Source organism: Nocardioides sp., assembly GCF_036401255.1.
GTDB lineage: Bacteria > Actinomycetota > Actinomycetes > Propionibacteriales > Nocardioidaceae > Nocardioides.
In genome coordinates this window covers 1-7,615 of record NZ_DASWVI010000268.1, presented here as the reverse complement: position 1 = coordinate 7,615, position 7,615 = coordinate 1, and the positions used below count along the sequence as shown (strand labels likewise).

The 7,615-nt window shown below is 72.3% G+C and carries 9 protein-coding genes; 1 reads left to right on the top strand and 8 read right to left on the bottom strand.

Annotated elements, in window-relative coordinates:
* Positions 1 to 56: 56 nt before the first annotated feature.
* The 4 genes from VGD85_RS12495 to VGD85_RS12480 all read right to left on the bottom strand — a co-directional run bounded on the left by VGD85_RS12495 (position 57) and on the right by VGD85_RS12480 (position 4,441).
* Positions 57 to 545 carry a hypothetical protein gene (locus VGD85_RS12495; protein ID WP_331063771.1) on the bottom strand — a complete coding sequence of 163 codons (489 nt, stop codon included), beginning with the start codon at positions 543 to 545 and terminating at the stop codon, positions 57 to 59.
* A complete protein-coding gene (locus VGD85_RS12490) occupies positions 546 to 794 on the bottom strand; it encodes a hypothetical protein (RefSeq protein ID WP_331063770.1) in 249 nt (82 codons plus the stop codon).
* 248 nt (positions 795 to 1,042) lie between these two features.
* Positions 1,043 to 3,718, bottom strand: a complete 2,676-nt coding sequence (aceE, locus tag VGD85_RS12485; protein WP_331063769.1) for a pyruvate dehydrogenase (acetyl-transferring), homodimeric type — start codon at positions 3,716 to 3,718, stop codon at positions 1,043 to 1,045.
* Between the two features lie 45 nt (positions 3,719 to 3,763).
* Positions 3,764 to 4,441, bottom strand: coding sequence for a helix-turn-helix transcriptional regulator (locus VGD85_RS12480; RefSeq protein ID WP_331063768.1), 678 nt, complete (start codon positions 4,439 to 4,441; stop codon positions 3,764 to 3,766).
* Between the two features lie 143 nt (positions 4,442 to 4,584).
* On the opposite strand from VGD85_RS12480, the gene VGD85_RS12475 reads away from it, so the two are divergent.
* Positions 4,585 to 5,148: a class I SAM-dependent methyltransferase gene (locus VGD85_RS12475; protein WP_331063767.1), complete on the top strand. Its 564-nt coding sequence runs from the start codon at positions 4,585 to 4,587 to the stop codon at positions 5,146 to 5,148.
* Between the two features lie 197 nt (positions 5,149 to 5,345).
* On the opposite strand, the gene VGD85_RS12470 is transcribed toward VGD85_RS12475, so the two are convergent.
* From VGD85_RS12470 to VGD85_RS12455, 4 genes are all read right to left on the bottom strand, one after another.
* Entirely contained in the window at positions 5,346 to 5,954 is a 609-nt protein-coding gene (locus VGD85_RS12470; protein ID WP_331063766.1) for a DinB family protein, read from the bottom strand.
* Positions 5,955 to 6,045: 91 nt separating this feature from the next.
* Positions 6,046 to 6,243: a hypothetical protein gene (locus tag VGD85_RS12465; RefSeq protein ID WP_331063765.1), complete on the bottom strand. Its 198-nt coding sequence runs from the start codon at positions 6,241 to 6,243 to the stop codon at positions 6,046 to 6,048.
* Positions 6,244 to 6,313: 70 nt separating this feature from the next.
* Entirely contained in the window at positions 6,314 to 6,943 is a 630-nt protein-coding gene (locus VGD85_RS12460; RefSeq protein ID WP_331063764.1) for a DUF305 domain-containing protein, read from the bottom strand.
* A gap of 84 nt (positions 6,944 to 7,027) precedes the next feature.
* The gene (locus tag VGD85_RS12455; protein ID WP_331063763.1) at positions 7,028 to 7,456 is read right to left on the bottom strand and encodes a DUF6153 family protein; all 429 of its coding nucleotides are present in this window, start codon (positions 7,454 to 7,456) and stop codon (positions 7,028 to 7,030) included.
* Positions 7,457 to 7,615 lie beyond the last annotated feature (159 nt).

The following is a 7,615-nucleotide window of genomic DNA, read 5'->3' as shown; positions in this document are numbered from 1 at the left end:
CGGTCGAGTGTTTGTCACGAGTCGAATTGTATATAAGGTCGGCGTCCGGGGCGAGCTCAGGCCGCCATCGCGATGCCGAGGGCCAGCAGGGCCAGCGTCAGGACGCCGATCGCGGCCCGGAGCACGGCCGCGCGGACCGCTCCCCGGCGTACCTCACCGGGCAGGACACCGGTGGCTCCTGGGGCGGCGCAGGCGGCGCCGGCGGCGAGCGCGCGGCGGCGCAGCCGGGTCATCCGGCGTGCCTGCGCCATCGCCACGCCCAGGACGAGCGCGAGCACCGCCGCGACCACGACGGTGCTCGCCAGCAGCGGTCCCCACGGCCGGTCGCGCACGAGTACGCCGCCCGCGACGTACGCGACCGCGAGCGCCGCGGTCCCGAGGACGCCGTAGACGCGCCCGAGCCCGCGGAACAGCGCGATGCGCGCCCGGGCATCGAGGACGCCGGTCGCGATCCGGGCCACGACCATGATCGCGATCAGCCCGCCGATCCAGATGCTTCCCGCCAGCAGGAGGAGCCCGGCCGAGACGGCGTCCAGCGGCGACATCTATGCGCTCCCCAGCTCCGCGCTCAGGCTGATCGCCGCGCCGGCGAAGAGCCGGGAGATCGGGCACAGCGCCGCCGCCTCGTCCACCGCGGCCAGCTCCTCGGGGCTGGTCTTGCCGCCGGGCGCCTCGGTGCGCGCTGGCCAGGTGACCGGGAGCGCGTCGGACGCGCCGCTGTCCGGCTCGATCCGGCCGTCACCGCGGGCGAGGCTGCCCTCCCAGGTGGTCGTGGCGGTCCGTTCGGCAATCATCGCGATCTGTCTCCTTCGGTCGGTCCGCCTGGCGCCGGAGCGGCGCCGCGAGTCGGGCTCTTGCGCCGTTTGTGTGGGTCGACACCGTGTTGTCGGCGGCCTCCCCGTGCGTGATCGTCCGTCCCGGCCGCCGAGGTCGGGTCGCGAGACGTCATACGTTCTGGGCGTCCTAGCCTCTGGAACGTATGACGTCTCTGGGTGACCCATCCACACATCCAGCAGGAGAGCCCGAGTCGGTGATTCGAGGCTCAAGCCACCAGCCCCGCCTCGGTGCGCGCCGCCGGTCGGTCGGCGACACCCGCTGCGGTCGCCCGGATCCCGGCCGCGTCCACGCCGAAGTGGGCGCGCAGCTCCTCGCGGGTGTCGGAGAGGCCGTAGCCGTCGGTGCCGAGGCTGACGTACGGCGCGTCGACGAACCGCGCGAGCTGATCGGGCAGCGCCGTCACGTAGTCGCTGACCGCGACCACGGGCACAGGGGCATCGCCCAGTGCGCGGCGCAGGAAGCTCGCGCGCGCCGGCGCGTGGGGGCGCTCGCGGTTCCACCGCTCGACGTCGAGCGCGTCGTCGCGCAGTGCCTTCCAGCTCGTCACCGACCACACCTCGGCGGCGATGCCGTCCTCGGCCAGGTCGGCCGCGGCCTGCTGGGCGCTCCGGACGGCCGGACCCGAGGCGAGCAGCCGCACCTGGGGCAACCGGCCGTCCGGCGGCGCGGAGACCCGGTAGAGGCCGGCGACGATCGCCTCGTCCACGCCGACGTCGGCGATGCCCGAGTCGACGGGCTTGGCCGGCTGGACGTAGTCCTCGTTGTAGACGGTGAGGTAGTAGAAGCACTCCTCGGCGGCATCGCCGTACATCCGCTCGATCCCGTCGCGCACGACCACCGCCGTCTCGTAGGCGAAGGCGGGGTCGTAGGCGCGACAGCTCGGCACGGCGAGCGCCGCGAGCTGCGAGGAGCCGTCGGTGTGCTGCAGGCCTTCGCCGGCCAGCGTCGTCCGGCCCGCGGTCGCACCGACCAGGAAGCCCCGGCCGCGCGCGTCGGCGAGCGCCCAGATCAGGTCGCCGACTCGCTGGAACCCGAACATCGAGTAGTAGGTGAAGAACGGCACCACGGCGGTGCCCCAGGTGTGTCCGGCCGTGGCGGCTGCGGTGAGCTCGGCGAGTCCACCGGCCTCCGTGATGCCCTCCTGCAGCACCTGGCCGTCGGCGCTCTCGCGGTAGGACAGCGGCAGGCCGGCGTCGACGGGCGTGTAGAGCTGGCCGTCGGGGGCGTAGATGCCGAACTCGCTGTACAACGGCTCGTAGCCGAACGTGCGTCCCTCGTCGGGGACGATCGGCACGATCCGGCGGCCGACGTCCGGGTCGCGCATCAGGGAGTGCAGCAGCCTGGTGTAGGCCACCGTCGTCGACACCGAGCGCTTGCCCGAGCCCGCGTCGAACTGGGTGAAGGCAGCCGCGCCCGGCCGGGTGGGCAGCACGGCCGGCGTCGCGGGCCGCCGGGGGAGCGAGCCGCCGCGTGCGGCACGTCGCTCGCGTAGGTAGGCGAGCTCGGCGGAGCCCTCGGGCAGCGGCAGGTACGGCGGCAGCCCGTCGGCGAGCTCCGCGTCGCTCACCGGGACCTGGAGGATGTCGCGGAAGATGCGCAGCTGATCGGCCGTCATCTTCTTCATCTGGTGCGTGGCGTTGCGGCCCTCGAAGTTCGGGCCGAGGGCGAAGCCCTTGACCGTCTGCGCGAGCACCACGCTCGGCCGGCCCCGGTGGGCGACGGCGTCGGCGTACGCGGCGTACACCGTCCGGGGGTCGTGGCCGCCGCGCCGCAGCCCGAGCAGATCGGCGTCGCTGAGGGTCGCGCCGAGCGCGGCCAGCGCCGGGTCGCCGCCGCCGAACAGCTCCTCGCGCAGCTCGGCGGCGTCGAGGATCGTCAGCCGCTGCAGGTCGCCGTCGTTCATGCACTCGAGCCGCTCGAGCAGCGCGTCGCCCCCGGTGGCGTCGAAGAGCTCGCTCCAGCGGTGGCCCCAGAGCACCTTCAGTACGTGCCAGCCGGCACCGGTGAAGATGCCCTCGAGCTCGTCGAGGACGCGGGTGTTGCCTCGCACGGGGCCGTCCAGTCGCTGGAGGTTGCCGTTGACGACGAACACGAGGTTGTCGAGGTGCTCGCGCGCGGCGAGCCGGATCGCGGCGAGGGTCTCGGGCTCGTCGATCTCGCCGTCCCCGACGAAGCACCACACTCGGGCGGTGCTGGTGTCGGCGAGGCCGCGCGCGGCCAGGTAGCGGTTGAACCGCGCCTGGTAGACGGCGTGCAGGGGCCCGATCCCCAGGCTCACGGTCGGGAACTCCCAGAACTCGCCCATGCTGCGCGGGTGCGGATAGGACGGCAGGCCCTGCCCGGCGCCGGCGACCTCGCGCCGGAAGTGGTCGAGGTGCTCGGCGCTCAGCCGGCCCTCGAGGAAGGCTCGGGCGTAGATGCCCGGGCTGGCGTGGCCCTGGAAGAACACCTGATCCCCGGAGGTCACCGGCTCACCCGCGGATCCGCGGCCCCGGAAGAAGTGGCGGAAGCCGACCTCCCAGAGGGTGAGCGTGGAGGCGTAGGTCGACAGGTGTCCGCCGAGGCCGGCGTACCGCTTGTTGGCTCGCACGACCATCGCCATCGCGTTCCACCGCAGGTAGGCGTCGATGCGGTCCTCGACCGCGAGGTCGCCCGGGTAGGCGTCGGAGTCCGCGGTCGGGATCGTGTTGCGGTACGCCGTGCGCACGCCGGCGCTCACGCCGAGACGGGCGGCGTGGGCGGAGACCTCCGCGAGCATCCGGCTCGCACCGTCGGGCCCGTGGGCGCGGACCAGGCCGCTGACCGAGTCGAGCCATTCCTCCCGCTCGTCGAGCCAGTCGGTGCTGCGGTTCCGGTCCTGCGGGAGGTGGTCAATGGTCACGCAGAAATTGTCACGCGCAGAAGCGTAAAAACAAAGTCAATGGGTTTAACTGCCGGCGCGCGGTTCGATCCGAGCCACGCAGAGGTGCGGGGTGACGAACGGCGTCAGCGCGGTCGCCGTCACGGGAGCGTCGATCTCCTCGAGGGCGCCCTGCATCAGGCCGAGGTGGATGGCGCACACGACGTCGGTGTGCTTCTCGGCGACCTCGCGGAACGGGCAGCGCCGCAAGTGCACGTCGACACCCGACTCGGTCGCGTGCGGCTCGGGATCGAAGCCGACCGCGTCGAGCATCCGGTCCAGCCTCGTCACGGCCTCGTCGGCGTCCACGTGCTCGGATGGGGCGGCGCGCTCGATCAGGTGCCGTCCCCAGGCCTTGCCGAGCTCCGCCGTGCCCGGCCCGACGTTCGGCATGGTGGAGATGAAGCCGGTGAGCATCTCGGCGAGCAGCGCATAGCTGCGTGGACCGATCGAAGGTCCTTCGGCGGTGTAGAGGACGCGCGGCCGGCCGGGCGTGTCCCGGTGCTCGGTCGTGCGCTCGGCCAGGCCGTCCTCGACCAGGCCGTCGAGGTGGAACCGCGCTGTGTTCAGGTGCAGCGACATCGACTCCGCGACCTCCGCCACCGACATCGGCTGGTCGGCCTGGCGCAGCAGCGTCAGCACCTCGGTGCGCCGGGCGCGGCCGGGGACGTTCGCGGGCGTGTCGGCAAGCGTCGGACCCGTCATGCCGCGATTGTCACATGTGCATTTGTGAGAAACAAGAATGCCGTGCCGCGACGGCCGACGCGATTGGACCGAGCACTGGACAGGGGGCCCGGCCTCGTAGTCGGATCGGGAGCGCTGAGCCGCTGCGTCCACGAGAGGTGACGATGAACCGGGTCCACCGCATCTACTGCCGCTCCCGGCCCTGGCGACGGACCGTCCAGGGGCTGCTGCCCTGGGCGCTCGACGGGCTGGCGCTCGAAGGAGCCTCGGTCCTCGAGCTCGGACCCGGGCCCGGCCTCACGACGGACTGGCTGCTGCCGCGCGTTGGCTCGTTGACCTGTGTGGAGTACGACGAGGACGCCGCGCTCGCCCTCGCGCGGCGGCGACCGGAGGCGGACGTGCGCCAGGCCGACGCGACCGCACTGCCCTTCGCGCCGGACTCCTTCGACGCCGTCGTCTGCTTCACGATGCTGCACCACCTGCCGTCGGCGGCCGCGCAGGACCGGTTGTTCACCGAGGCCGCGCGAGTGCTGCGCCCGCACGGGGTGCTCGCCGGGTCGGACAGCCGGTGGGGGCCGCTGTTCGCGCTGGCACACGTGGGCGACACCTGCACGCCGGTCGCCCCGGAGGGGTTCGCGGCGCGACTGGAGGGTGCGGGGTTCGAAGCGGTGGAGACCGCCACCCGGCGCGACGCGCTCCGGTTCCGCGCGCTCCGGCCGTCCCGGTGACCTGAGGGACGGCCCGGTCGATCGGCTCTCGTCGGTCCCTAGGAGTCTGATGAACAATCCGCGCGGCTACGCGACGCCCGGTGGAGCGTTGGCGGCGTTCGCCTCGGTCGGAGTGACCCGCCACGCCGTTCCTCGGCCGCCTTGCCACCGCACGCGCCGGACGCCGCTCGCGTTCGCCCGTCTTGTTCAGCAGACTCCTAGCCCGGGAACACGTCGGCGATCCGGGTCAGCTTCTCCCGGTAGCCGGCCCAGTCGAAGTCACCGCCCGGGACGTTGGGATTGGTCGGATTGAGGCCGGCGGCGCCGTCGATCGTCTCGCGCAGCAGGTCGGCGTGCCCGGCGTGCCGGGCGGTGTCGTCGTGGACGCGCACGAGCATGTGGTGCATGGTGACCTGGTTGTCCTCCGGGGCGCCCCACCACGGGGGCGCGCCGACGGCGTCCAGACCGAGCTCGTCGATGTTGCGGTCGGCGAAGGTCCACACCCGCCGGTAGAAGGCGACCAGGTCGGCGGTCGAGACCTCGGCCGGCAGGTACCAGTCGGCCTGCGGATCGTCGTCGTACGCCTCGAGCGGCACGTAGCACCCGTCCTCCGGCTCGGGCCAGGGCCGGCCGAACGTGATCCCGAAGTAGCCGATCTCGACGTTGGCGCAGTGCTTCACGATGCCGGTGAGCGTGAGTCCCGTCGGCGTGCGCGGCAGACGCGCGTCCCGCTCGGACAGGCCCTCGAGCTTCCAGAGGAGCGCCTCGCGGGAGCGCTGGAGGTAGTGCTTCAGGGCCGACGTGGGGTCGGCGAGCCGATCGGTCATCGCGCCAGTCTGACCGATTCACGCCGGGCCTGAAGAGTGGGTGGCAGCCCAGGTCGACGTGGATGCCGACGATGCCGACGGTGCGATTCGGTCACCTGATCGCGAGGATCGCCAGCAGGGGAGCGGTCCGCGGTGGGGCTGGCGCCGAGTCGGCCTCTTCCGGCGGGTCGCCGGACAGCTGCCACAACATGATGGCCAGCCCCACGGCGAGGGCGATGACCACGAACGCGATGACGGACCACCGGGTGCGGTAGGGCCGTACTGCGGGGCCTCGAGCCTCTCTGCTCACGACGGCGCTCCTCTGCTGGCGACGTTCTGTCAACCGTCCTGTACCCGCCGAAGCGCCGGGTACGTCGCGGTCACGAGCCGAGCAGGTTCTTCATGTGGTCGATCTCGGCCTGCTGGGAGGTCTCGATGGACGTCGCGAGCTCCTGGGCCGGCCCGAAGGTGCCGTCCGCGAGCTCCTGCTTCGCCATCTCGATCGCACCCTCGTGGTGCTCGATCATCATCTCGAGCCACATGGTCTGGAAGTCCGCGCCGCGAGCGGACTCGAGCCGGCTCATGTCCTCGTCGCTCATCATGCCCGGCATGTCCGAGCTGTCATCCATGTCGTGACCGCTCATGCCGTGGTCCTCGGCGTTGGCGTGGTCGCGCATGGTCTCGGGGACCGGCTCGTCCCAGGCCGTGAGCCAGTCGACCATCTGCTCGATCTCCGGGCCCTGTGCGGCCCGGATGTCCTCGGTCAGCTTCTCGACCTCGGGGGAGAGGTCCCGGCCGCTGGTCAGGTCGACCATCGCCAGCGCCTGGGCGTGGTGGGGGATCATCTGGGTCGCGAAGGCGACGTCGGCGTCGTTGAAGACGTCGCCGTTCGGGGCGGTGTGCTCGGCCTGGTTGTCGTCGGAGCCGTCGTCGGAGGAGCCGCCGCAGGCGGAGAGTCCGAGCGTCAGGAGGGCGGCGGCCACCACGGCCGCGAGCTTCTTCGTGTTCATCGGGGGATTCCTTGTCGTCGCGTGGTCGGGAGGGCAGGGCGCAGCGGCGCGTCGTCACCGTGGTGACCTCGCGCCTGGTGCTCCTCAGCAGCGCTGGACCGACAGCGTGAACAGGCAGGGAGGGTCCCGGTCGCGCCTCGCGCGCGCCGGGTGTCCGAACGCGGCGGGCGACGCACCTCGGGCCCGGACGACGCCGCGACGGCGTCCGAGCAGGACGGCCAGGCCGATGCCGGCCAGGAGTACGGCGAGGCAGAGGGCGCTCGCACCTCCCGGGCCGTTGTCCCGCTCGACGTACGGACTGCGCGATGCGGTCGGGCCGGTCGCCGCACCGGCCTCGGCCATCGGTGAGCCGATGTGCTCGGCAGACACCGGTGCCATCGACTCGGACACGTGCGCTCGGTGGGAGGTGCCGTGGGTCGCGAGCCCGTGCATCGCGAGCAGGCCGAGCAGCGCGGCGAGCACGACCCACCGTCGGCTCGCGGCGCACCCGTCGGTCCGGCTCGAGCTACGCATCGGCGTCGAGTCTAGTGTCGCGTGTCGGAAGTTCCTGGATGCTTGGCGTGGTCAGGGTGCGTGCATCGCAAGGCGGCCGAGCGTAGGGCTACCGGGCGTAACTCGAGCGAGGCCAACGCAGCGAGGTGCGTGCCCTGGCCCGCGCGAAGCGCGTAGGAA

Excerpts from the sequence above, each read along its gene's own strand:
- VGD85_RS12490 (WP_331063770.1), bottom strand. The coding sequence starts at position 794 with ATGATTGCCGAACGGACCGCCACGACCACCTGGGAGGGCAGCCTCGCC.
- VGD85_RS12470 (WP_331063766.1), bottom strand. The coding sequence starts at position 5,954 with ATGACCGATCGGCTCGCCGACCCCACGTCGGCCCTGAAGCACTACCTC.
- VGD85_RS12460 (WP_331063764.1), bottom strand. The coding sequence starts at position 6,943 with ATGAACACGAAGAAGCTCGCGGCCGTGGTGGCCGCCGCCCTCCTGACG.
- VGD85_RS12495 (WP_331063771.1), bottom strand. The coding sequence starts at position 545 with ATGTCGCCGCTGGACGCCGTCTCGGCCGGGCTCCTCCTGCTGGCGGGA.
- VGD85_RS12475 (WP_331063767.1), top strand. The coding sequence starts at position 4,585 with ATGAACCGGGTCCACCGCATCTACTGCCGCTCCCGGCCCTGGCGACGG.
- VGD85_RS12455 (WP_331063763.1), bottom strand. The coding sequence starts at position 7,456 with ATGCGTAGCTCGAGCCGGACCGACGGGTGCGCCGCGAGCCGACGGTGG.
- VGD85_RS12480 (WP_331063768.1), bottom strand. The coding sequence starts at position 4,441 with ATGACGGGTCCGACGCTTGCCGACACGCCCGCGAACGTCCCCGGCCGC.